The sequence below is a fragment of the Streptomyces sp. NPDC091287 genome, from assembly GCF_044768525.1.
GTDB lineage: Bacteria > Actinomycetota > Actinomycetes > Streptomycetales > Streptomycetaceae > Streptomyces.
This window is the reverse complement of record NZ_JBIVUV010000033.1, coordinates 35,852-58,950: the sequence shown is the minus strand read 5'-3', so window position 1 is coordinate 58,950 and position 23,099 is coordinate 35,852. Positions and strand designations below refer to the sequence as shown.

At 70.5% G+C, this 23,099-nt stretch carries 20 protein-coding genes; 5 read left to right on the top strand and 15 right to left on the bottom strand.

Features of this window, described 5'->3' with window-relative positions; genetic code table 11:
* Positions 1–91: 91 nt before the first annotated feature.
* Positions 92–1,045: a heme o synthase gene (locus ACIQRW_RS36955; RefSeq protein WP_403769384.1), complete on the bottom strand. Its 954-nt coding sequence runs from the start codon at positions 1,043–1,045 to the stop codon at positions 92–94.
* Positions 1,046–1,331: 286 nt separating this feature from the next.
* On the opposite strand from ACIQRW_RS36955, the gene tkt reads away from it, so the two are divergent.
* From tkt to pgl, 5 genes are read left to right on the top strand one after another with little or no spacing between them, the layout of a single operon-like run.
* Positions 1,332–3,434 (top strand): transketolase, encoded by a 2,103-nt coding sequence (gene tkt, locus ACIQRW_RS36950; protein WP_403769382.1) that lies wholly within the window; start codon positions 1,332–1,334, stop codon positions 3,432–3,434.
* Positions 3,435–3,468: 34 nt separating this feature from the next.
* Positions 3,469–4,587, top strand: a complete 1,119-nt coding sequence (gene tal / locus ACIQRW_RS36945; protein WP_403769380.1) for a transaldolase — start codon at positions 3,469–3,471, stop codon at positions 4,585–4,587.
* A gap of 5 nt (positions 4,588–4,592) precedes the next feature.
* Positions 4,593–6,125 (top strand): glucose-6-phosphate dehydrogenase, encoded by a 1,533-nt coding sequence (zwf, locus tag ACIQRW_RS36940; RefSeq protein WP_215109694.1) that lies wholly within the window; start codon positions 4,593–4,595, stop codon positions 6,123–6,125.
* Positions 6,122–7,165 (top strand): glucose-6-phosphate dehydrogenase assembly protein OpcA, encoded by a 1,044-nt coding sequence (gene opcA, locus ACIQRW_RS36935; RefSeq protein ID WP_364872630.1) that lies wholly within the window; start codon positions 6,122–6,124, stop codon positions 7,163–7,165. Before zwf ends, opcA begins: the two co-directional genes overlap by 4 nt.
* Positions 7,162–7,944, top strand: a complete 783-nt coding sequence (pgl, locus tag ACIQRW_RS36930) for a 6-phosphogluconolactonase (RefSeq protein WP_403769376.1) — start codon at positions 7,162–7,164, stop codon at positions 7,942–7,944. Before opcA ends, pgl begins: the two co-directional genes overlap by 4 nt.
* An 84-nt stretch (positions 7,945–8,028) precedes the next feature.
* Here pgl and ACIQRW_RS36925 read toward each other — a convergent pair whose 3' ends face one another.
* The 14 genes from ACIQRW_RS36925 to uvrC all read right to left on the bottom strand — a co-directional run bounded on the left by ACIQRW_RS36925 (position 8,029) and on the right by uvrC (position 23,004).
* Positions 8,029–8,808 (bottom strand): barstar family protein, encoded by a 780-nt coding sequence (locus ACIQRW_RS36925; protein WP_403769373.1) that lies wholly within the window; start codon positions 8,806–8,808, stop codon positions 8,029–8,031.
* A gap of 167 nt (positions 8,809–8,975) precedes the next feature.
* Positions 8,976–9,815 carry a poly-gamma-glutamate hydrolase family protein gene (locus ACIQRW_RS36920; protein WP_403769370.1) on the bottom strand — a complete coding sequence of 280 codons (840 nt, stop codon included), beginning with the start codon at positions 9,813–9,815 and terminating at the stop codon, positions 8,976–8,978.
* A gap of 57 nt (positions 9,816–9,872) precedes the next feature.
* Positions 9,873–11,393: a PH domain-containing protein gene (locus ACIQRW_RS36915; protein WP_403769367.1), complete on the bottom strand. Its 1,521-nt coding sequence runs from the start codon at positions 11,391–11,393 to the stop codon at positions 9,873–9,875.
* Positions 11,390–11,896, bottom strand: a complete 507-nt coding sequence (locus ACIQRW_RS36910; protein ID WP_403769364.1) for a PH domain-containing protein — start codon at positions 11,894–11,896, stop codon at positions 11,390–11,392. The genes ACIQRW_RS36915 and ACIQRW_RS36910 overlap by 4 nt, the downstream gene beginning before the upstream one ends.
* A 4-nt stretch (positions 11,897–11,900) precedes the next feature.
* Positions 11,901–13,568 carry a glucose-6-phosphate isomerase gene (gene pgi, locus ACIQRW_RS36905; protein ID WP_403769362.1) on the bottom strand — a complete coding sequence of 556 codons (1,668 nt, stop codon included), beginning with the start codon at positions 13,566–13,568 and terminating at the stop codon, positions 11,901–11,903.
* Positions 13,569–13,750: 182 nt separating this feature from the next.
* Entirely contained in the window at positions 13,751–14,086 is a 336-nt protein-coding gene (locus tag ACIQRW_RS36900; protein ID WP_006123681.1) for an RNA polymerase-binding protein RbpA, read from the bottom strand.
* A gap of 110 nt (positions 14,087–14,196) precedes the next feature.
* Positions 14,197–14,433, bottom strand: a complete 237-nt coding sequence (gene secG / locus ACIQRW_RS36895; RefSeq protein WP_003969872.1) for a preprotein translocase subunit SecG — start codon at positions 14,431–14,433, stop codon at positions 14,197–14,199.
* 116 nt (positions 14,434–14,549) lie between these two features.
* The gene (tpiA, locus tag ACIQRW_RS36890) at positions 14,550–15,326 is read right to left on the bottom strand and encodes a triose-phosphate isomerase (RefSeq protein ID WP_403769359.1); all 777 of its coding nucleotides are present in this window, start codon (positions 15,324–15,326) and stop codon (positions 14,550–14,552) included.
* A gap of 6 nt (positions 15,327–15,332) precedes the next feature.
* Positions 15,333–16,544 (bottom strand): phosphoglycerate kinase, encoded by a 1,212-nt coding sequence (locus tag ACIQRW_RS36885; RefSeq protein WP_403769356.1) that lies wholly within the window; start codon positions 16,542–16,544, stop codon positions 15,333–15,335.
* Positions 16,545–16,659: 115 nt separating this feature from the next.
* A complete protein-coding gene (gap, locus tag ACIQRW_RS36880) occupies positions 16,660–17,670 on the bottom strand; it encodes a type I glyceraldehyde-3-phosphate dehydrogenase (RefSeq protein ID WP_403769353.1) in 1,011 nt (336 codons plus the stop codon).
* A 216-nt stretch (positions 17,671–17,886) separates the two neighbouring features.
* Positions 17,887–18,876, bottom strand: coding sequence for a DNA-binding protein WhiA (whiA, locus tag ACIQRW_RS36875; protein WP_003969868.1), 990 nt, complete (start codon positions 18,874–18,876; stop codon positions 17,887–17,889).
* Positions 18,867–19,901, bottom strand: coding sequence for a uridine diphosphate-N-acetylglucosamine-binding protein YvcK (yvcK, locus tag ACIQRW_RS36870; protein WP_403769350.1), 1,035 nt, complete (start codon positions 19,899–19,901; stop codon positions 18,867–18,869). Before yvcK ends, whiA begins: the two co-directional genes overlap by 10 nt.
* Complete coding sequence (rapZ, locus tag ACIQRW_RS36865; protein ID WP_403769347.1) at positions 19,898–20,875, bottom strand: RNase adapter RapZ; 978 nt, start codon at positions 20,873–20,875, stop codon at positions 19,898–19,900. The genes yvcK and rapZ overlap by 4 nt, the downstream gene beginning before the upstream one ends.
* On the bottom strand, positions 20,872–23,004 hold the full coding sequence (uvrC, locus tag ACIQRW_RS36860) for an excinuclease ABC subunit UvrC (RefSeq protein ID WP_403769345.1): 2,133 nt from the start codon (positions 23,002–23,004) through the stop codon (positions 20,872–20,874). The genes rapZ and uvrC overlap by 4 nt, the downstream gene beginning before the upstream one ends.
* Between the last annotated feature and the right edge of the window lie 95 nt (positions 23,005–23,099).

Here is a 23,099-nt window from a genome sequence, read left to right as displayed (position 1 = left end):
GCCCTCGTACTGGACGTACTTGGGTCTGGGGTCGGTGCGGCGAGAGTGCGTGCATGGCGTCGTGAGGCAGGCGGGAATTGTCAGACAGGCCCTAGCGGAGGAAGGGGTCCACCGCGACCGCGAGGAAGAGGAGGGAGACGTAGGTGATGGACCAGTGGAACAGCCGCATCTCCTTGAGCTTGGCCCCGGTCACCCCGGCCTTGGCCCGGTTCTGCAGGCCGTGGGCCTCCCAGAGCCAGGCTCCGCCGGACAGCAGCGCCACCGCGGTGTAGAACCAGCCGGTGTAGCCGAGCGGGGTGAGCAGCAGCGAGACCGCGACCATCACCCAGCTGTAGAGGACGATCTGCTTGGCGACCACCCGGTTGGAGGCGACCACCGGGAGCATCGGGACGCCGACCCGGGCGTAGTCGTCCTTGACCTTCATCGACAGCGGCCAGTAGTGCGGCGGCGTCCAGAAGAAGATGACGGCGAAGAGGATGAGGGCGGCCCAGGAGAGCTCGTTCGTCACGGCCGACCAGCCGATGAGGACCGGCATGCAGCCCGCGATGCCGCCCCAGACGATGTTCTGGGAGGTGCGGCGCTTCAGCAGCATCGTGTAGACGACGACGTAGAAGAGCAGCGCGCCGAGCGCGAGAGCGGCCGAGAGCCAGTTGACGAGCAGACCGAACCAGAGCGTGGAGACCACCGCGAGGGCGATGCCGAAGGCGAGGCATTCGCGGGGGCTGACCATGCCGGTGACCAGCGGGCGCTGGGACGTACGGTCCATCAGCGCATCGATGTCCCGGTCGATGTACATGTTCAGCGCGTTGGCGCCGCCGGCGGAGAGATATCCCCCGATGGTGGTAGTGAGAACGAGCCACAGGTCGGGTACACCCTGGGCAGCGAGGAACATCACCGGAACGGTGGTGATGAGCAACAGCTCGATGATCCGTGGCTTGGTAAGCGCCACGAAGGCCTTGACGCGGGCCCCGAACGGGCGATGGCCCCTCGGGCTGGGAGTCAAGGCGACCCCTGCGGGTCGGGACTCGACGGCCGTCACGCACACCCCTGACAGAGAAATCCCAGCAAGCTCCGGGCTGAGGGGCCCGGTGAAGACTTGCGCGAACCCGTTCACTCTAGACGTTGCGGATACGCCGCCCTTCGCGGGGGTGGGGTCGTGTTGGGGGTGACTGTTCACCGGTATACGCATTCCGCCGGGAGGCGGACTCCACGGGTCGCCCACACCCTGGAAAGTGCTCGGAAAGTGTGCGTGTCAACGGGGGTAGGCTCGACAGCGCCCGGTGCGGTAACAGTCACCGGCCTACGACAGTGGAGAGGAGCCCTGACTCAGGGTGAGCATCAAGCCGACCACCACAGACCTTCAGTGGACCGATTTGGACCAGCGGGCCGTGGACACCGCCCGCGTTCTCGCCGCGGACGCCGTACAGAAAGTCGGAAACGGCCACCCGGGCACGGCGATGAGCCTGGCTCCCGCCGCGTACACCCTCTTCCAGAAGGTGATGCGGCACGACCCCGCGGACGCCGAGTGGACCGGTCGCGACCGGTTCGTCCTCTCCGCCGGCCACTCCAGCCTGACGCTCTACATCCAGCTCTACCTGGCCGGGTACGGCCTGGAGCTGGACGACCTCAAGGCCTTCCGCACCTGGGGCTCCAAGACCCCGGGCCACCCGGAGTACGGCCACACCACCGGTGTCGAGACGACGACCGGGCCGCTGGGCCAGGGCGTCGCCAACGCGGTGGGCATGGCGATGGCCGCCCGCTACGAGCGCGGCCTCTTCGACCCCGAGGCGGCCCCCGGCACCTCCCCGTTCGACCACATGGTGTGGGTCGTCGCGGGTGACGGCTGCCTCCAGGAGGGCATCTCGGCCGAGGCGTCCTCGCTGGCCGGGCACCAGAAGCTGGGCAACCTGGTCCTGCTCTGGGACGACAACCACATCTCCATCGAGGGCGACACGGAGACCGCGGTCTCCGAGGACACCCTGAAGCGGTACGAGGCGTACGGCTGGCACGTCCAGCGTGTCGACCAGCTCCCCAGCGGCGACCTGGACCCGGCGGGTCTGTACGCGGCGCTCCAGGCGGCCAAGGCCGAGACCGAGCGCCCCTCGTTCATCGCGGCCCGCTCGATCATCGCCTGGCCCGCCCCGAACGCCCAGAACACCGAGGCCGCGCACGGCTCGGCGCTCGGCGACGACGAGGTCGCGGCGACCAAGCGGGTCCTCGGCTTCGACCCGGAGCAGACCTTCGAGGTCGCAGGCGAGGTCATCGGCCACACCCGCGAGGCGCTGGACCGCGGCCGTGAGGCCCGCGCGGAGTGGGACAAGGCGTTCGCCGCGTGGCGCACGGCCAACCCGGAGCGCGCCGCCTCCTTCGACCGGATCGCCGCGGGCGAGCTGCCCGCGGGCTGGGAGGAGAAGCTCCCCGTCTTCGAACCCGGCAAGGGCCTGGCCACCCGTGCCGCCTCCGGCAAGGTGCTCCAGGCGCTCGGCGAGATCGTGCCTGAGCTGTGGGGCGGCTCCGCCGACCTCGCGGGCTCGAACAACACCACGATCGACAAGACGTCGTCGTTCCTTCCGGCGGGCAACCCGCTGCCGGAGGCCGACCCGTACGGCCGTACGATCCACTTCGGCATCCGCGAGCACGCGATGGCCGCCGCCATGAACGGCATCGCGCTGCACGGCAACACCCGCATCTACGGCGGCACCTTCCTGGTGTTCTCCGACTACATGCGCAACGCGGTGCGGCTCTCCGCGCTGATGCACCTGCCGGTGACGTACGTCTGGACGCACGACTCGATCGGCCTCGGTGAGGACGGTCCCACCCACCAGCCGGTCGAGCACCTGGCCGCGCTGCGCGCCATCCCGGGCCTGAACATCGTGCGCCCGGCGGACGCCAACGAGACCGCCATCGCCTGGCGCGAGATCCTGCGCCGCTACACCAAGGTGTTCGGCAAGGGCGCACCGCACGGTCTGGCGCTGACCCGGCAGGGCGTGCCGACGTACGAGGCGAACGAGAACGCGGCCAAGGGCGGTTACGTCCTGTTCGACGCCGAAGGGCCCTCCGGGGAGACCACGGCGCCGCAGGTGCTGCTGATCGCGACCGGTTCCGAGGTCCACGTCGCCGTCGAGGCGCGCGAGCAGCTCCAGGCGGCCGGTGTGCCGACCCGGGTCGTCTCGATGCCGTCGGTCGAGTGGTTCGAGGAGCAGGACCAGGCGTACAAGGACAGCGTGCTGCCGCCGTCGGTGAAGGCGCGGGTCGCCGTCGAGGCGGGTATCGGCCTGACCTGGTACCGGTACGTGGGCGACGCGGGCCGCATCATCTCGCTGGAGCACTTCGGGGCCTCGGCCGACGCGAAGGTGCTGTTCCAGGAGTTCGGCTTCACCGCCGAGAACGTGGCCGCCGCCGCGCGGGAATCTCTCGCCGCCGCCACGCGCTGACGCCGATAGATACGACTAGTAGGAGATGCAACTCATGACAGACGCACTCAAGCGCCTCTCCGACGAGGGCGTGGCGATCTGGCTCGACGACCTGTCGCGCAAGCGGATCACGTCCGGCAACCTGGCCGAGCTGATCGACCAGAGCCATGTCGTCGGCGTCACCACCAACCCGTCGATCTTCCAGAAGGCGATCTCCTCGGGCGACGGTTACGAGCAGCAGCTCACCGACCTCGCCGCCCGCAAGGTCACCGTCGAGGAAGCCCTCCGCATGATCACGACGGCGGACGTCCGTGACGCCGCCGACATCCTGCGCCCGGTCTTCGACGCCACCGGCGGCCAGGACGGCCGGGTCTCCATCGAGGTCGACCCGCGCCTGGCGCACAACACCACGGCCACCGTCGCCGAGGCCAAGCAACTGGCGTGGCTGGTCGACCGGCCGAACACGCTCATCAAGATCCCGGCGACCAAGGCCGGCCTGCCGGCGATCACCGAGACGATCGGCCGGGGCATCAGCGTCAACGTGACGCTGATCTTCTCGCTGGAGCGCTACCGCGCGGTCATGGACGCCTACCTGGCGGGCCTGGAGAAGGCGAAGGCCGCGGGCCTGGACCTCTCCAAGATCCACTCGGTGGCCTCGTTCTTCGTGTCCCGGGTGGACACCGAGATCGACAAGCGGCTGGACGCCATCGGCTCGGACGAGGCGAAGGCGGCCAAGGGCAAGTCCGCGCTGGCCAACGCCCGACTGGCCTACGAGGCGTACGAGGAGGTCTTCTCCTCCGACCGCTGGGCCCCCCTGGACAAGGCGCAGGCCAACAAGCAGCGTCCGCTGTGGGCCTCCACCGGCGTCAAGGACCCGTCCCTGAAGGACACCCTGTACGTCGACGACCTGGTGGCCCCGAACACGGTGAACACCATGCCGGAGGCGACGCTGGAGGCCGTGGCCGACCACGGCGAGATCACCGGCAACACCGTCGCCGGCGGCTACGACCAGGCGCGCGCCGACCTCGACGCGATCAAGAAGCTCGGCGTCTCGTACGACGAGGTCGTACAGGTGCTGGAGGACGAGGGCGTCGAGAAGTTCGAGGCGTCCTGGAACGACCTGCTCAAGTCGACCGAGGCGGAGCTTTCGCGCCTCGCCCCCTCGGAGGGCTGACCACTTTGTCTGCTGTTCCCGGAGCCAACCCGCTCCGTGACGCACAGGACCGACGGCTCCCGCGTATCGCGGGGCCGTCGGGCCTGGTCATCTTTGGCGTCACGGGCGATTTGTCCCGTAAAAAGCTGATGCCCGCCGTCTACGACCTGGCCAATCGCGGCCTGCTGCCACCGGGCTTCTCGCTCATCGGCTTCGCGCGCCGCGACTGGGAGGACGAGGACTTCGCCCAGGTCGTCCACGACGCCGTCAAGGAGCACGCCCGTACGCCGTTCCGCGAGGAGGTCTGGCAGCAGCTCATCCAGGGGATGCGCTTCGTCCAGGGCAACTTCGACGACGACGAGGCGTTCGAGACGCTGAAGTCGACCATCCAGGAGCTCGACAAGGCGCAGGGGACGGGCGGCAACTTCGCCTTCTACCTCTCCGTGCCGCCGAAGTTCTTCCCCAAGGTCGTCCAGCAGCTGAAGAAGCACGGCCTGGCCGACCAGAAGGAAGGCTCCTGGCGGCGCGCCGTCATCGAGAAGCCCTTCGGCCACGACCTGGCCAGCGCGCAGGAGCTCAACCAGCTCGTGCACGACGTCTTCCCGCCCAACGAGGTCTTCCGGATCGACCACTACCTGGGGAAGGAGACGGTCCAGAACATCCTGGCGCTGCGGTTCGCCAACACGATGTGGGAGCCGATCTGGAACCGGTCCTACGTCGACCACGTACAGATCACGATGGCCGAGGACATCGGCATCGGCGGCCGGGCCGGCTACTACGACGGCATCGGCGCCGCCCGTGACGTCATCCAGAACCACCTGCTCCAGCTGCTGGCGCTGACCGCGATGGAGGAGCCTGGCTCCTTCCACCCGAAGGCCCTGGTCGCGGAGAAGCTCAAGGTGCTCACCGCCGTCGAGCTGCCCGATGACCTCGGGCAGCACACCGTGCGCGCCCAGTACGAGCACGCCTGGCAGGGCGGCCAGGAGGTCCTCGGCTACTGCGAGGAGGAGGGCATCGACCCCAAGTCGACGACCGACACCTACGCGGCGATCAAGCTGACGATCAACAACCGCCGCTGGGCGGGCGTGCCGTTCTACCTCCGCACCGGAAAGCGGCTCGGCCGCCGGGTCACGGAGATCGCGGTCGTCTTCAAGCGCGCGCCCTACCTGCCCTTCGAGTCCGGCGCCACGGAGGAGCTGGGCGGCAACGCCCTGGTCATCCGGGTCCAGCCGGACGAGGGCGTCACCGTGCGCTTCGGCTCCAAGGTGCCCGGCACCTCGATGGAGGTCCGGGACGTCACGATGGACTTCGCGTACGGCGAGTCGTTCACGGAGTCCAGCCCGGAGGCGTACGAGCGGCTCCTCCTGGACGTCCTGCTCGGCGACGCCAACCTCTTCCCGCGCCACCAGGAGGTCGAACTCTCCTGGACCATCCTCGACCCGATCGAGGAGTACTGGGACAAGCACGGGAAGCCCGCGAAGTACGCGGCCGGCACCTGGGGTCCGGCCGAGGCCGACGAGATGCTCGCACGTGACGGACGGAGCTGGAGGCGGCCATGAAGATCGATCTCACGGAAACCACGTCCAGCAAGATCAACCAGGCGCTGGTCTCGGCCCGCCGGGCCATCGGCACCCCCGCCATCGGCATGGTGCTCACGCTGGTCGTCGTCACGGACGAGGAGAACGCGTACGACGCGCTCAAGTCGGCCGGCGACGCCTCCCGCGAGCACCCCTCGCGGATCATCGCGGTGATCAAGCGGGTCAGCCGCTCGCCGCGGGCCCGCCGGGACGCCCGCCTCGACGCCGAGGTCCGGGTCGGTTCCGACGCGGGCACCGGCGAGACCGTCGTCCTGCGGCTGCACGGCGAACTGGCCAACCACGCCCAGTCGGTGGTCCTTCCGCTGCTGCTGCCGGACGCCCCGGTCGTGGTGTGGTGGCCCGAGGGCGCCCCCGCCGACCCGGCGAAGGACCCGCTCGGGGCCCTCGCCCAGCGTCGGATCACCGACACCTACTCGGCCGAGCTCCCGCTCGACGAGCTGGCGGTGCGGGCGGCGACGTACAGCCCGGGCGACACGGACCTGGCCTGGACCCGGATCACGCCGTGGCGCTCGATGCTGGCCGCCGCGCTGGACCAGCAGCCGGCCGAGGTCATCGGCGCGACCGTCGAGGGCGAGAGCGACAATCCGAGCTGCGAGCTGCTCGCCATGTGGCTCGCGGACCGGCTCGGCGTCCCGGTGGAGCGCACGCTCTCCGGAGGGCCCGGCCTCACCGCGGTCCGGATGGAGACGAAGAACGGCGTCATCGTCCTGGACCGGGCCGACGGATCGCTCGCCACGCTCTCCATGCAGAACCAGCCGGACCGCGCGGTGGCGCTCAAGCGCCGTGAGACCGCCGAGCTGCTGGCGGAGGAGCTGCGCCGGCTCGACCCCGACAACACCTACGCGTCCGCGGTGAAGTTCGGCGTCGACCGGCTGCACGCGGGCGGCGAGGTCAAGGCCGCGCCGGTCGAGAGCGCCGAGGAGAAGGCGGCGGCCAGGGCCACCGAGGCCAAGGCTCCCGCCGCGAAGAAGGCCCCGGCCAAGAAGGCGGCGTCCAAGTGACGCCTCCCCAACTGGTCGTCCACCGCGACAAGGAGCTGATGGCGCAGGCCGCGGCGGCCCGGCTGATCACGAAGATCGTGGACGCCCAGGCCTCCCGGGGTCACGCCTCGGTGGTGCTGACCGGCGGGCGCAACGGCAACGGCCTGCTGGCCGCGCTCGCCACCGCGCCCGCCCGGGACGCGATCGACTGGGCGCGCCTGGATCTGTGGTGGGGCGACGAGCGGTTCCTGCCCGAGGGCGACCCGGAGCGCAATGTCACCCAGGCCCGCGAGGCGCTGCTCGACGCGGTGCCGCTGGACCCGGCCCGGGTGCACGCGATGCCCGCGTCCGACGGCCCGTACGGCGACGACGCGGACGCGGCGGCAGCCGGTTACGCCGCCGAACTGGCCGCCGCCGCGGGTCCCGAGGACCATGGCGCGGTGCCCACGTTCGACGTGCTGATGCTGGGCGTCGGACCGGACACGCATGTGGCCTCGCTCTTCCCGGAGCTGCCCGCGGTACGGGAGACCGAGCGCACCGTCGTCGGTGTGCACGGGGCTCCCAAGCCGCCGCCGGTACGCGTCTCGCTCACGCTGCCGGCGATCCGCGCGGCGCGCGAGGTGTGGCTGCTGGCGGCGGGCGAGGACAAGGCCGAGGCGGCGGCCATCGCGCTGTCCGGGGCAGGGGAGATCCAGGCCCCGGCGGCGGGCGCGTACGGGCGCAGCCGGACGCTGTGGCTGCTGGACGCCGCGGCGGCCTCGCAACTGCCGCGCGCGCTGTATCCGCAGGCCTCCGCCTGAGCGTTTTGCGCCCCGAAGGCCCGGCCCTGAGCGGGCCGGGCCTTCGGCGTGAAAGGCTCGCCGCCCAAGGAGCGGCGGGGACCATCACCCCGGGGACAGCTCGGTCCCCACACCGGAGTCCTCGAACAGCGAGAGGACGCTGTCGGTGAAATCGCCGCCCAGCGCTTCGCGGGAGGCCGCGGAGTTCCGCCACACCAGGCGGAACGGGGCCGCTCCGTCGCGCCGCATGGTCCGGAGACAGTCGAAGACCGCGTCGCGGTTCGAACCGAAGTAGCCGCCGGGTCCGTTGACGGCTTCTCCCAGGGCGCAGTAGAAGCCGGCCCTCGTGGTGAATCCGGAGCCGTCGACGACCGCTGTCCCGTCGGTCCCGTAGCGCGTCGCGTTCCGTCCGGAGTCGAACCAGGCGGTCTGCACGACGTGCAGCCAGCTCTCCTGCCAGTCGGACGGATGGCGGGCCCATTCTCCGTGCTCGACGGGGCGGCTCTCGGCCCACCTCCGCCAGATCTCCCCGGCCCGGGGGTACTCGCAGGTGTGCTGCCCGAAGGAGTAGTCGAGGTCGGGGCGGTCCGCGCCGGAGGGCACGAGGTCGTGCCGGAACGCGGCGGACACCCTGCCGAGGTAGTACGCCCCGATCGTTCGCCCCTGCCGGTCGACGACCTGCAGCTCGGCGTGCTCGGTCTTCCGCCGGGCGCGGCCGACCTGATGCGCCCGGACGAAGGTGACGGTCTCCGGCGGCTCCCGGTCCTCCTCCATGAAGTAGTTCAGAAGATCTTCGGCAGCGATCAGAACCTTCCCGGACTCCTGATCGACAAGTCGATACAGAACGTCCTGCGCATCGTGGATGCCTGCACGTTCGGGGCTCATGCGTAACCATTCCGTTCGACGGGGAGATTCGACGGGGAATGCCGCAGGCCGCGCGACGCCCGCGCGCGGCTTGCGGCGTGAAAGGCTCGTTCCATGGTGCACAGCGGAACCGTGGGGATGGGCGCGTCCGACGTACAGCGGCTGAAGACGGCCCCGGGGGCCCCGGGTCAGAGGACGACCTGGTCCGTGCCCTGCTCCAGCTCGGTGATCGCGGCACGGCAGGCGCCGACGAAGCGGGCGAAGACCGGGGTCGTGCTGCCGGCCCGGCCCGCGCGGGTGTTGACGGTGAACATGGCGGCGCGCAGCTCCGTGGTGAGCTCCAGCTGACCGCCCTTGTCGAGCATGGTGCGGTTGACCGGGTTGGTGGGGTTGACCCCGGCCAGGTCGGGCACCTCGTCGCCGTCGCGCCAGGCGATGCCGACCGCGTCGAACTCGGCCTTGAGCAGGGTCTTGAAGCGGGTGTTCAGCCCTCCGACGACCACCGCCTGCGGGGCGGTGCCCGCCTGCGCCGCCGTACAGCCGTGCAGGCTCAGGACGTTGAGGCTGCTCGCCGCCATGGAGAGGGCGACGTGGTCGTCGCAGTTCTTGGCGGTGACGTGCAGGTCCCGGTTGCCGGAGGTGCGCAGCCCCTCGAACATCCAGTAGTCGAACACCCCGTGGCCGTCCGTCAGCGGGGCGAGCGTGGCCGGGTGGTAGCCGGCTATGGCGAGGCAGAGCTCGGAGGTGCCCATCTCGATGCCGCCGCCGTGCAGGGCCATGACGGTGGTCCGGTTGTACGGGAATCTCTGCGGGCCCGAGTGGTCGACGTACTCGTGTCTGCGGTAGCGGCGGGCGAACTCGACGCCCTCCTGGCCGGCCAGCTTCTTGTAGAGGTCGGTATTGGAGGTGTAGATGTCCAGGTCACCGGTGGCGTGGGCGTCGGTCGCGGTGAGCGAGCCCAGCAGCGGACCGCTGACGGCCGCGGTGGCGAGGGCGGTGAGTAGCGTACGACGGCTGGTGGAAGTCATGATCGATATCGTCGCCGACCCGGCCCCGGCCGCACAGGGGGCCTCCTGTGCCGTCCGTCACGGCCCGCTGTTCCCGGCGCGCTCCAGGAACGGCTCCAGCAGCCCCGGGACGGCCTCGGCCGCGAAGCCCAGGCCCTCGGCCGCGTCGGCGTCGTACACCGTGTAGGCACCCCCGCCGGCGGCGGTGGTGGCCGTGATGCTCACCAGTCCGGCCCGCCGCTGGAAGACCGACTGCTTGACCGTCCAGCCGATCACCCCGGACCGCTCCAGGGCGGCGGTGGAGCGGCGGACCGTGCCGGAGCGGGTGACCAGGTAGCGCCCGGAGAGCGCGTGCCCGAGCCCCCGGTACGCGTCCAGGGCGAGCGCCACCGCCACGGGTGCGAGAACCACCGTGCAGCCGAGCGCGATCCACAGCAGCACGGGCGTGAGCAGCGCCCCGAGGACGGTCAGGATCAGGACCGGGCCGAGGACAGCGGCGAGCGACCAGCGCAGTCGGCGGCTCCGGGCGGCGCGCGGGTGCGGGGTGAGCGCCACGCCCGTCGGCGTGACCGCCTCGCGCAGCACGTCGGCGGCGACGGTGTCGGCCCGGGTCCGGGGCACGGCCGGGAGCAGGGTGTTGTGGTCGGCGTTCTTGGCCTCGTTGTCCTTGGCCAGGCCAGTGGTGATGGCGTCCAGCCGGGCCGCGCCCAGCAGCCGTACGCCCAGCGGCTCGACCAGGTCGACGCCGCGCAGCCGGGCCTCCTCGACGGAGATGGACCGGGAGGTGAACAGCCCGCGCCGGACTCTGAGGGTGCCGCCCGGCTCGCGCTCCAGGCGGTAGTTCCACCACATCTCGATCCAGAGGCCGAGCGCCCCTACGACGCCGGCGACCAGGGCGGCGAGGACCAGGATGACGATCATCCAGAGCAGCGGGGTGTCGCGGAAACGGTCCCCGATCCACTCGATGACGTCGCCCTGGGCTCCGACCCAGTCGCTGACCTGCATCACGGCCCCGGCGGCCGCCCCGCCGAGCATGGGGGCGACGAAGGAGACCGGTGCGTAGCGGATCCAGCGGGGGTCCAGGACGGCCAGTTCCCCTTCGCGGTGGACGCCGCCGGACGGTGCGGTGGCGGCGCGCTCCAGCAGGAGGCGTCGCAGCCGTTCTCCCTCGGCGCGGGTGACCGGGTCCAGTTCGAGGGTGGATTCGGAGCCCTGTTCGCCGGTGCCGATCCTGACGGTGACCAGGCCGAGGAGGCGGAGCATCAGGTTGGCGGTGAGGTCGACCGTGCGGATGCGGCTGCGGGCCAGGGAGCGGCGCTTGACGATCAGGAGGCCGGTGTGGAGGTCGACGCGCTCCTCACCGATGCGGTAGCGCGTGCGGTGCCAGCGGACCCGGTCGGCGCCCGCCGCGGCCCCGATGATCAGGACCGCGCCGGCGAGCACCTGGAGCACGGCGGCCGGGAGGCTGAACCAGCGGGTGAGCCCGAGCGTGACGGGGATGGCGGCGCCCGCGACGACCCCCGCCACGACGAGGGCGGTGACCAGGACCGTACGGGGGTCGAGGCGGCGCCAGTCGGCGGGCGGGGCGGCGGTGCTCATGTGGCGTCGCCGGGGGTGTCGCGGGTGATGCGGGTGAGCTGCTGGGCGAGGTCGGCGGCGACCTCGTGGTCCAGGCCCGCGATCCGTACCGCGCCCTTGGAGGAGGCGGTGGTGACCGTGACGGTGGCGAGCCGGAAGAGCTGCTCCAGCGGGCCCCGTACGGTGTCGACGGTCTGGATGCGGGACATCGGGGCGATCCGCCACTCCTGCCAGAAGAACCCGGTGCGGACGTACACCGCGTCCTCGGTGATCTCCCAGCGGTGCGTACGGAACCACCACAGGGGGAAGAGGACGGCGGCCGCCGTGCCCGCCGCGGCCAGGACCGCGGCGGGCAGCAGCAGCCAGAAGCGGGCCGGCTCGATCAGCGCGCCCAGGACCGCGAGCGGCACGACGGGCACGGCCGTCAGCAGCAGCCACTGGGCCCGCCACCAGCCGACGGCGCGCTGGTTCAGCGTGTCGCGCGGCGGCCGCAGCACTACCGCCGCCCCCTCCCCCTGTGGCACCGGCTCAGCGCCCGCGCAGCGTGCGGTAGGCGTCGACGAGGGCGGCGGTGGAGCTGTCCAGCTCCCCGGCGTCCGCGCCCCCGTCACCGGTCAGCAGCGGTTCGATCTTCTTGGCGAGGACCTTGCCGAGCTCCACGCCCCACTGGTCGAAGGAGTCGATGTTCCAGATGGCGCCCTGGACGAAGACCTTGTGCTCGTACAGCGCGATGAGCTGGCCGAGGACCGAGGGGGTCAGCTTGTCGGCGAGGATCGTCGTCGTGGGGTGGTTGCCCCGGAACGTCTTGTGCGGGACCAGCTCCTCGGGCACCCCTTCCGCCCGGACCTCTTCGGGCGTCTTGCCGAAGGCGAGGGCCTGGGTCTGGGCGAAGAAGTTGGCCATCAGCAGGTCGTGCTGGGCGATCAGGCCGGGCAGCAGGTCGTGGACCGGGGCGGCGAAGCCGATGAAGTCCGCCGGGATCAGCTTGGTGCCCTGGTGGATCAACTGGTAGTACGCGTGCTGCCCGTTGGTGCCGGGCGTGCCCCAGACGACCGGTCCGGTCTGCCAGTCCACGGGGTTGCCGTCGCGGTCGACGGACTTGCCGTTGGACTCCATGTCGAGCTGCTGGAGGTACGCCGTGAACTTGGACAGGTAGTGGCTGTACGGCAGTACCGCGTGCGACTGGGCGTCGAAGAAGTTGCCGTACCAGACGCCGAGGAGGCCGAGGAGGAGCGGGGCGTTCTCCTCCGCGGGGGCGGTGCGGAAGTGTTCGTCGACGAGGTGGAAGCCGTCGAGCATCTCGCGGAAGCGGTCCGGTCCGATGGCGACCATCAGCGAGAGGCCGATCGCCGAGTCGTAGCTGTAGCGGCCGCCGACCCAGTCCCAGAACTCGAACATGTTGGCCGTGTCGATGCCGAACTCCTCGACCTTCTCGGCATTGGTCGACAGGGCCACGAAGTGCTGGGCGACGGCGTCCTGACCGGCCTTCAGCTCGGTCAGCAGCCAGTCCCGGGCGGAGGTGGCGTTGGTGATGGTCTCGATCGTCGTGAACGTCTTCGAGGCGATGACGAACAACGTCTCGGCCGGGTCGAGGTCGCGGACCGCCTCGTGGAGGTCGGCGCCGTCGACGTTGGAGACGAAGCGGAGGGTGAGCGCGCGGTCCGTGAAGGAGCGCAGCACCTCGTACGCCATGGCGGGGCCGAGGTCGGAGCCGCCGATCCCGATGTTGACGATGTTCTTGACGGGCTTGCCGGTGTGACCGGTCCACTGCCCCGACCGGACCTTCTCGGCGAAGCCGGCCATCTTGTCCAGGACGGCGTGCACGCCCGGTACTACATTCTCACCGTGCCCGCCGTCGACCTCGATGACCGCGTCGCGCGGGGCGCGGAGCGCGGTGTGCAGGACCGCCCGGTCCTCGGTGGTGTTGATCCTCTCGCCGCGGAACATCGCGTCCCGCAGCTCCGCGACCCCGGTGGCGGCGGCGAGTCCGCGCAGCAGGCGCAGCGTCTCGTCGGTGACCAGGTGCTTGGAGTAGTCGAGGTGGAGGTCGCCGACCCTCAGGGTGTAGGCGGTGCCGCGGTCCGGCTGCCGCGCGAACAGCTCGCGCAGCTGGGGTGCGCCGAGCTCCTCACGGTGCTTGGCGAGAGCCGTCCACTCGGGCGTCTGGTTGAGCTTGGTTCGGCTTGCTGCGTTCATCCCGGATATCAGCCCACTTCTTCTCGTCACTCAGCATCCCCGCTGCCCCTCCAACCTAATTGATCGAGGAGGGCTGCGGCGCGGAGGAGGGCGGTGGCGCGGGAACGCGCTCCGGCCGGACACCCGTGGGGTGTCCGGCCGGTGAACGACTGGGGTTCCGTGGAGCCGCGTTGGAGGGAGCCTCAGATCTCGCCGCGGAGTTTGGCCAGCGCCTCGGCGAGGATCGCCTCGCCGTCCTCGTCGCTCCGCCGCTCGCGTACGTACGCCAGGTGCGTCTTGTACGGCTCGGTGCGGGGCGGGTCGGGCGGGCTGTCCTTGTCCTGGCCGGCCGGGAAGCCGCAGCGCGGGCAGTCCCAGGTGTCCGGCACCTGCGCGTCATGGGCGAAGCTCGGCTGCGTCTCGTGCCCGTTCGAGCACCAGAAGGAGATGCGGGCGCGGGGCGCGGACTCGCCACGCTCGGCCTCCCCCATCGGCCCCGCTCCGACCCGGCTTCCCCGGATCGCGTTGCCACTTGCCACGGTCGTAACTCCCTGCGTGATGGTGCTCGAGCGATGCCCCAGTCTACGTAAGGCCCGACGCGCGTCCAGTGGAAGGAGTCACACCGTCACCGGTATGCGCGGACGACGGGTCAGCTGTCCAGCTTGACGAGCAGACCGAGTACCACGACACACGCGAACCAGGCCAGACCGACCACGACGGTGATCCGGTCGAGGTTGCGCTCGGCGACCGAGGAGCCGCCGACGGAGGACTGCATTCCGCCACCGAACATGTCGGAGAGGCCGCCGCCCTTGCCCTTGTGCATGAGCACCAGCAGCATCAGCAGCAGGCTGAAGACGATCAGAGCGATCTGGAACGCCAAAACCACGGCTGGTCCCTACTTTCCGGAATTTTTGACTACTGCGTGTACGTACACCGGGGGCCGAAGGGCGACTGGCCCCTCCGGCCCCCGCAAGGGTACGACGGATCCGCGCTACCGCATACTCACTGGTCGCGGAAGCGGACGATCTTGACGAACTCGTCGGCGTCCAGTGCGGCGCCGCCGATGAGGGCGCCGTCCACGTCGGGCTGCGCCATGATGGCCGCGACGTTGCCGGACTTCACCGAGCCGCCGTACTGGATGCGGACGGCGTCGGCCAGCTCCTGGGAGTACAGCTCGGCCAGCCGACCACGGATCGCGCCGCAGACCTCCTGGGCGTCCTCGGGGGTGGCGACCTCGCCGGTCCCGATGGCCCAGACCGGCTCGTAGGCGATCACGATGGTCTCGGCCTGCTCGGCCGGAATGTCCTTCAGGGCGCCGTCGAGCTGAGCGAGCGTGTAGGAGACCTGGTCACCGGCCTTGCGGATGTCCAGGCCCTCGCCCACGCAGAGGATCGGCGTCAGGCCGTGCTTGTAGGCGGCCTTCACCTTGGCGTTGCAGATCTCGTCGCTCTCGCCGTGGTACTGGCGGCGCTCGCTGTGGCCGACGGCCACGTACGTGCAGCGCAGCTTGGCGAGCATGGGGCCGGAGATCTCACCGGTGTACGCGCCGGAGTCGTGCGCCGAGATGTCCTGGGCGCCGTACTTGATCTTCAGCTTGTCGCCGTCGACCAGGGTCTGCACGGAGCGCAGGTCGGTGAAGGGCGCCAGGACAGCGACCTCGACGTCCTCGTAGTCCTTGTCGGCCAGGGCGAAGGAGAGCTTCTGGACGTGGGCGATGGCCTCAAGGTGGTTGAGGTTCATCTTCCAGTTGCCCGCCATCAGCGGGGTGCGGGTGGTCATGAAAGGTCAGTCCTCCAGTGCGGCGAGGCCGGGAAGCGTCTTGCCCTCGAGGTATTCGAGACTCGCGCCGCCACCGGTCGAAATATGTCCGAAAGCATTCTCGTCGAAGCCCAGGATGCGAACGGCCGCGGCGGAGTCGCCACCGCCGACGACGCTGAAGGCCGACGAGTCGACGAGCGCCTGGGCGACCGCGCGGGTGCCGTCGGCGAAGTCGGGGTGTTCGAAGACGCCCATCGGGCCGTTCCAGAAGACGGTGGCCGCGTCGGCGAGCTTCGATGCGTAGAGCTTGTTGGTCTCCGGTCCGTTGTCCAGCCCCATCTGGCCGGCCGGCATGGCGTCGGCGGCGACGGTGGTGGGGTGGGCCGGGGCCTTGGTCTTCAGGTCCGGGAAGGACGGGGCGACCACGACGTCGACGGGGAGGACGAACTCCACGCCCTTCTCTTCGGCCCGACGCAGGTACTCCTGGACGGCCGGGATCTGGTCCTCCTGGAGCAGCGAGCTGCCGACCTCGTGGCCCTGGGCCTTGAGGAAGGTGTATGCCATGCCGCCGCCGATGAGGATGCGGTCGGCCCGCTCCAGCAGGTGGTCGATCACGCCGAGCTTGTCGGAGACCTTGGCGCCGCCGAGGACGACCGCGTACGGCCGCTTGACGTCGGTGGTGAGCTTCTTCAGGACGCCGACCTCGGTGGCGATGAGGTAGCCCGCGTAGTGCGGGAGCCGGGCCGGGAGGTCGAAGACCGAGGCGTGCTTGCGGTGCACGGCGCCGAAGCCGTCGCCCACGTAGATGTCCGCGAGCTCGGCCAGCTGATCGGCGAAGGCGCCGCGCTCGGCGTCGTCCTTGGACGTCTCGCCGGCGTTGAAGCGGAGGTTCTCGATGACCGCGACCTGGCCGTCGGCGAGACCGGCGACCGCGGCGCGGGCGGACTCGCCGACCGTGTCGGTGGCGAAGGCGGCCTCGGCTCCGAGGAGTTCGCCCACGCGTGCGGCGGCGGGCGCCAGCGAGAAGGCCGGGTCCGGGGCGCCCTTGGGGCGGCCGAGGTGCGAGGCGACGACGACGCGCGCGCCGGCCTCGGCGAGCTTGGCGATCGTCGGGACGACGGCGCGGATACGGCCGTCGTCGGTGATCGTGGTGCCGTCCAGCGGCACGTTGAGGTCGGCACGGACGAATACCCGCTTGCCCGCGACCCCTTCGGCGAGAAGTTCGTCGATCGTCTTCATCTGGTCTTCCGTTACTCCTTGCAAGGACGGATGAACATGCTAAGGGGCTCGACCTGCGCTCCATTGCGCCGGTCGAGCCCCTTCGCTTACATCGATGTGCCTGCCGGCCCGAGGATCAGAGCTGCTCGCCGACGAAGACCGTGAGGTCGACGAGGCGGTTGGAGTAGCCCCACTCGTTGTCGTACCAGCCGAGGATCTTCACCGTGGTGCCCTCCTGGACCATGGTCAGGGAGGAGTCGAAGGTGCAGGACGACGGGTCGCCGACGATGTCCGAGGAGACGATCGGGTCCTCGGTGTACGTCAGGAAGCCCTTGAGGGCGCCGTCGTCGGAGGCCTTCTTGAACGCGGCGTTGACCTCGTCCTTGGTGACCTCGCGCTGGAGGGTGACGACCAGGTCGGTGGCGGAGCCGGTCGGGACCGGGACGCGCATCGCGATGCCGTCGAGCTTGCCCTTGAGCTGCGGGAGGACCAGGGCGGTGGCCTTGGCGGCGCCGGTGGTGGTCGGGATGATGTTCTCGGCGGCGGCGCGGGCGCGACGCAGGTCCGAGTGCGGGAAGTCCAGGATCCGCTGGTCGTTGGTGTACGCGTGGACCGTCGTCATCAGGCCCTTGACGATGCCGAAGTTCTCGTCGAGAACCTTGGCCATCGGCGCCACACAGTTGGTGGTGCAGCTGGCGTTGGAGATGACGTTGTGGTTGGCCGCGTCGTACTGGTCCTGGTTGACGCCCATCACGATGGTGATGTCCTCGTCCTTGGCCGGAGCCGAGATGAGGACCTTCTTGGCGCCGCCCGCGATGTGCTTCTCGGCGTCGGCCTTCTTGGTGAAGATGCCGGTCGACTCGATGACGATGTCGACGCCCAGCTCACCCCAGGGGATGTCGGCCGGGTTGCGCTCGGAGAGCACCTTGACGGTGTGACCATCGACGGTGATGGTGTCGGCGGTGTGGCTGACCTCTGCCTTGAGACGACCCAGAATGGTGTCGTACTTCAGCAGGTGGGCCGTGGTCGCAGTGTCACCCAGGTCGTTGACAGCCACGATCTCGATGTCCGCACCCTGCTCGAGCAGCGCGCGGAAGTAGTTGCGACCGATGCGGCCGAAGCCGTTGATGCCTACGCGGATCGTCACGAACCGATCTCCTCGTTAGGTACGCCGGTTTTCGACGCCGGCGAGTTGTATAGGGATGTCCCCGACCGCTTCCGACCCTACCTCTCCGAGGGCCCGGGGGTGACATCGAGAGGGCCACCGCACGCCACCGGTTACGACCGGAGATCCGTACTCGCCAGTAGGAGTACGGACCTCCGTTTCGCCCGTCGGGGCCAACGTCCCCTGCCCGTCGCCGAGTCAGCCGACCAGGCCGTCGGCGAGCTCCTCGCTGAGGGTCGACTCGGTCCCCGGGATGCCCAGATCCTGGGCCCGCTTGTCGGCCATCGCCAGCAGCCGGCGGATCCGACCGGCGACCGCGTCCTTGGTCAGCGGCGGGTCGGCGAGCGCGCCCAGCTCCTCCAGGGAGGCCTGCTTGTGCTCCATGCGGAGCCGTCCCGCGGCGGCCAGGTGCTCGGGGACCTCCTCGCCGAGGATCTCCAGCGCGCGCCCCACCCGGGCCCCGGCGGCGACCGCGGCACGGGCCGAGCGGCGCAGGTTCGCGTCGTCGAAGTTGGCGAGCCGGTTGGCCGTGGCGCGGACCTCGCGCCGCATCCGGCGCTCCTCCCAGGCGAGCACCGCGTCGTGCGCGCCGAGCCGGGTCAGCAGGGCGCCGATCGCGTCGCCGTCGCGGACGACCACCCGGTCCACGCCGCGCACCTCACGGGCCTTGGCCGCGATGGAGAGCCGACGCGCCGCCCCGACCAGGGCGAGGGCCGCCTCCGGCCCCGGGCAGGTGACCTCCAGCGAGGAGGAGCGGCCGGGCTCGGTGAGCGAGCCGTGGGCGAGGAACGCTCCGCGCCAGGCCGCCTCGGCGTCGCAGGTGGCCCCCGAGACCACCTGCGGGGGCAGCCCGCGGATCGGGCGGCCGCGGCCGTCCACCAGACCGGTCTGGCGGGCCAGCTGGTCGCCGCCCGCCACCACCCGTACGACGAAGCGCGAGCCGCGGCGCAGCCCGCCGGGGGCCATCACGATCAGCTCCGAGCTGTGCCCGAAGATCTCCAGGATGTCGCGCTTGAGACGGCGGGCGGCGTTGCCGGTGTCCAGCTCCGCCTCGATCACAATCCGCCCGCTCACCAGGTGCAGGCCGCCCGCGAACCGAAGAATCGCCGAGACCTCTGCTTTCCTGCAGCAGGTCCGGGTGACGGGAAGATGAGAGATTTCGTTCTTCACCGCTGGCGTCATCGCCATGGGCCGATCCTTCCATGCATCCGAAAAATACGGTCGTACGCGGCGGCCAACAGCTCCTGATCATGGACCGGAACGCCGTCGGGCGATGCCACCGGCGCCAGCTCGACCGCGGCTCCGAGCCGTAGTGCGGCATCGGCGAGTGACTCACGGTCGGGCACGGCGGCCTCATCGGCCAGCACCACGTCCAAGGCGAGTTTAGGGGCGTGTCGCCCCAAAACCTCCAAATGACGCTGCGGTGAGAAGCCTTCTGTTTCACCGGGCTGGGGTGCGAGGTTCAACGAGAGGACCTTGCGGGCCTTCGTGGTGACCAGCGCGTCGAGCAGTTCCGGCACGAGCAGGTGCGGGATCACCGAGGAGAACCAGGAGCCGGGGCCGAGCACCACCCAGTCGGCGTCCAGGACCGCTGCCACGGCTTCCGGGACGGCCGGCGGGTCGGGCGGGACCACGTGCACGGACTGCACCTCGCCGGGCGTGAGTGCCACCGTGGCCTGGCCGCGCACGGTGACGATCGCGTCGGGCAGCTCGGGGTCGTGGCCCTTGACCAGCGCCTGGAGCTCCAGCGGGACGGCCGACATCGGCAGCACTTGCCCGTGCGCGCCGAGCAGCTTGCCGACCAGGTCGAGCGCCTGTACGTGGTCGCCGAGCTGCTCCCAGAGGGCCACGATCAGCAGATTGCCGACCGCGTGCTCGTGGAGGTCGCCCTTGGACTCGAAGCGGTGCTGGATGACCCGGGACCAGGTGCGGCCCCAGTCGTCGTCGCCGCACAGCGCGGCGAGCGCCTTGCGGAGGTCGCCGGGGGGCAGCACGCCCAGCTCCTCGCGCAGCCGGCCGCTGGAGCCGCCGTCGTCGGCGACGGTGACCACGGCCGTGAGATCGCCGGTGATCCGGCGCAGCGCCGCCAGGGACGCCGAGAGCCCCATGCCGCCGCCGAGCGCGACGACCTTGGGCTGAGCACCGCGTTTGCGGCCGGAGAGCGCCGAGGTGGCGCGGCTCAGGCGTCGCATCCGCAGATTGCGTCCGGTCACTCTCGCCCCATGTCGCGGTGGACGAGGACGGTCTCGACGCCTTCGGCGGCAAGGCGGGCCGAGAGCTTCTCCGACATGGCGACGGAGCGGTGCTTGCCGCCGGTGCAGCCGACGGCGATGGTCACGTACCGCTTGCCCTCGCGGCGGTAGCCGGCGGCGATCAGCTGGAGCAGCTCGGTGTACTGGTTGAGGAACTCCTTGGCGCCCGGCTGGTCGAAGACGTAGTCGGACACCTCCTCGTTGACGCCGGTGAAGGGGCGCAGCTCGGGGACCCAGTGCGGGTTGGGCAGGAAGCGGCAGTCGACGACCAGGTCGGCGTCGACGGGCAGGCCGTACTTGTAGCCGAAGGACATCACCGTGGCGCGCAGCTCCGGCTCCGACTCGCCCGCGAACTGGGCGTCCATCTTGGCCCGCAGCTCGTGCACGTTGAGGCTGGAGGTGTCGATGACCAGGTCGGCGTCGCCGCGCAGCTCGCGCAGCAGGTCACGCTCGGCCGCGATGCCGTCGACGATACGGCCGTCGCCCTGGAGGGGGTGCGGTCGGCGGACGGACTCGAAGCGGCGCACGAGGGCGTCGTCGGAGGACTCCAGGAAGACGATCCGCCGGGTGACGTGCTTGGACTCCAGGTCCGCGAGGGATTCGCGGAGGTTGTCGAAGAAGCGCCGGCCGCGTACGTCGACGACGACGGCGATCCGGGCCACGTTGCCCTGCGAGCGGGCGCCGAGCTCCACCATGGTGGGGATCAGCGCGGGCGGCAGGTTGTCGACGACGAACCAGCCGAGGTCCTCCAGACACTTGGCGGCGGTGCTGCGGCCGGCGCCCGACATCCCGGAGATGATCACCAGCTCGGGGATGGCCGCCTCACCCGTCTCGTTCGGGGTGTTCGTACTCACGTCTGCTGCTCCGTCTGCTCGGTCGGTGTCGATGTCGGTGTCTGCGGTGTTCTGTGCGGTCTCGTGGCTGTTCTCGGTCATGAGCTGCCCCCGTCGTCCTCTTCAATGATCTCTCCTGTTGCCGTGTTCACGGCAGGTGCCGCGGGAGTGGTCGAGGCGAGGGCGGCGGCCACCGATTCCGCCGTCCTTCGCCCTATCCCGGGGACCTCGCAGATCTCGTCGATTGTCGCCTGCCTGAGCTTCTTCACCGAGCCGAAATGCTTGATGAGCGCCTGCTTCCGGGTCTCGCCGAGGCCGGTCACGTCGTCGAGGGGGCTGCTGCGGATGCGCTTGGCGCGTTTGGCGCGCTGGTAGGTGATGGCGAAGCGGTGGGCCTCGTCGCGGACGCGCTGGAGGAGGTAGAGGCCCTCGCTGGAGCGGGGCAGGACGACGGGGTCGTCGTCATCGGGGAGCCAGACCTCTTCCAGGCGCTTGGCGAGGCCGCAGACCGCGATGTCGTCGATACCCAGCTCGTCCAGGGCGCGCTTGGCTGCGGCGACCTGGGGCTGCCCGCCGTCGACGACGACGAGTTGCGGCGGGTAGGCGAACCGCTTGCGGCGGCCGTCGTCCTCCCGGGGCTCGGGCTCGTCGTCCGGGGAGGCGGCGGTGAGGTCCGGGGCGGGGACGGGGCCGGTGGCGGCGGGGACGGGGCCGGTGGCGGCGGGGACCGGAGCAGGGCCGGGGACACCGGGAACGGGGCCGGTGGCGCCGGGAACGGGGCCGGTGGCGCCGGGGGCGGCCTCCGGCGTCTCCTCCCACTCCCCCGTGCGTTCCTTGTCCTGGAGGTAGCGCTTGAAGCGTCGGCCGATCACCTCGTGCATCGAGCGGACGTCGTCCTGGCCCTCGAACCCCTTGATCTGGAAGCGGCGGTACTCGCTCTTGCGGGCGAGGCCGTCCTCGAAGACGACCATGGAGGCCACCACGTCGTCGCCCTGGAGGTGGGAGATGTCGTAGCACTCGATGCGCAGCGGCGCGGTGTCCAGGCCCAGCGCCTCGGCGATCTCCTCCAGGGCGCGGGAGCGGGTGGTCAGGTCGGAGGCGCGCTTGGTCTTGTGCAGCCCGAGCGCCTGCTGGGCGTTGCGCTGGACGGTGACCATGAGGTCCTTCTTGTCGCCGCGCTGCGGGATGCGCAGGCTGACCTGGGAGCCCCGGCGCTCGGCGAGCCACTGGGAGACCGCTTCGGCGTCCTCGGGCAGGGCGGGGACCAGGACCTCCTTGGGGACGGCGTCGCCGCGCTCCTCCCCGTACAGCTGCTGGAGGGCGTGCTCGACGAGGCCGGAGGTGTCGACCGCCTCGACCTTGTCGGTGACCCAGCCGCGCTGGCCGCGCACCCGGCCGCCGCGCACGTGGAAGATCTGGAGGGCGGCCTCCAGCTCGTCCTCGGCGACGGCGATCAGGTCGGCGTCAGTGGCGTCGGCGAGGACGACGGCGCTCTTCTCCATGGCCCGCTTGAGGGCCTCGGCGTCGTCGCGGAGGCGGGCGGCCCGCTCGTACTCCATCTCCTCGGCCGCCAGCATCATGTCCTTCTCCAGGCGGCGGATGTACGTGCCCGTGCGGCCGGCCATGAAGTCGCAGAAGTCCTCGGCCAGCTCCCGGTGTTCCTCGGGGGTGACCCGGCCGACGCAGGGGGCCGAGCACTTGCCGATGTAGCCCAGCAGGCAGGGGCGGCCGGTGCGCGCGGCGTTCTTGAAGACGCCGGCGGAGCAGGTGCGGACGGGGAAGACGCGGAGCATCAGGTCGACGGTCTCGCGGATCGCCCAGGCGTGGCCGTACGGACCGAAGTAGCGCACGCCCTTCTTCTTGGCGCCGCGCATGACCTGGACGCGGGGGAACTCCTCGTTGAGCGTGACCGCGAGGTAGGGATAGCTCTTGTCGTCCCGGTACTTGACGTTGAACCGGGGGTCGAACTCCTTGATCCAGGAATACTCCAGCTGGAGCGCCTCGACCTCGGTGGAGACGACCGTCCACTCGACGGAGGCGGCGGTGGTGACCATCGTGCGCGTACGCGGATGGAGGCCCGCCAGGTCCTGGAAGTAGTTGGCCACGCGTTGGCGCAGGTTCTTTGCCTTCCCGACGTAGATCACCCGGCGGTGCTCGTCGCGGAATTTGTAGACCCCCGGGGAGTCGGGGATCTGTCCCGGCTTGGGGCGGTAGCTGGAGGGGTCTGCCATGTCTCACACCCTACTTGCGGGCAGTGACAGCGCGTCGTCCTCCGGTGTTGCCGGGGGCGGTGCCCGCGCTCCGGGGTGCCGTGCGGTGTTCGCAC